A 702-nucleotide genomic window follows, 5' to 3' on the forward strand; every position below is an offset into this window, starting at 1 on the left:
TTACCACCGAGCGCGAAGAAATCGTCGTCCAACCCCACCCGGTCCACACCGAGCACCTCGGCGAACACCGACGCCACGATCTCCTCCACCGGCGTCGTCGGCGCACGGAACTCCCGCACGTCGAACACCGGCGCCGGCAACGACTTCCGGTCGACCTTGCCACCCGGCGTCAACGGAATCGCATCCAGCACGACGATCTGGGCAGGCACCATGTAGGACGTCAGGAACCGGGCCGCACCGTCGCGTACCGCCGAGGTGTCCAACGACGCGCCGGGACGCGGAACGACGTATCCGACCAGGGAATCGCCGTACTCGGAGTCACGATGCAGTGCCGCGACAGCCTGCGCGACGCCTTCCGCGCGTTCGAGTGCGGCCTCGATCTCACCGAGCTCGATGCGGAAGCCCCGCAACTTGATCTGGTCGTCCGCCCGACCCACGTACTCGACGATTCCACCGAAGCCGTCGGCGGTCGGCACCCAGCGCACGACGTCACCGGTCCGGTACATCCGGCGATGGAGATCCGGATCATTCTCCTGCGAGAACGGGTTCGCGACGAAACGATCGGCGGTCAGGCCCGCACGGCCGAGGTAGCCGCGGGCCACCTGCACACCCGACACATACAACTCACCCGCAACACCCACCGGCACCGGCCGCAACCGACCATCGAGCACATACACCCGCATACCCCGCACCGGCCCGCCC

1 protein-coding gene is annotated in these 702 nt (G+C 67.7%); it reads right to left on the minus strand.

Going from position 1 to position 702, the window contains the following annotated elements; translation table 11 throughout:
* On the minus strand, positions 1-677 hold a 677-nt coding region (locus tag LDQ05_RS19605; protein ID WP_308013289.1), incomplete at its 3' end, for an AMP-binding enzyme.
* Positions 678-702: the final 25 nt, after the last annotated feature.

The organism is Rhodococcus yananensis (genome assembly GCF_020515525.1).
Taxonomy (GTDB): Bacteria; Actinomycetota; Actinomycetes; order Mycobacteriales; family Mycobacteriaceae; genus Rhodococcus; species Rhodococcus yananensis.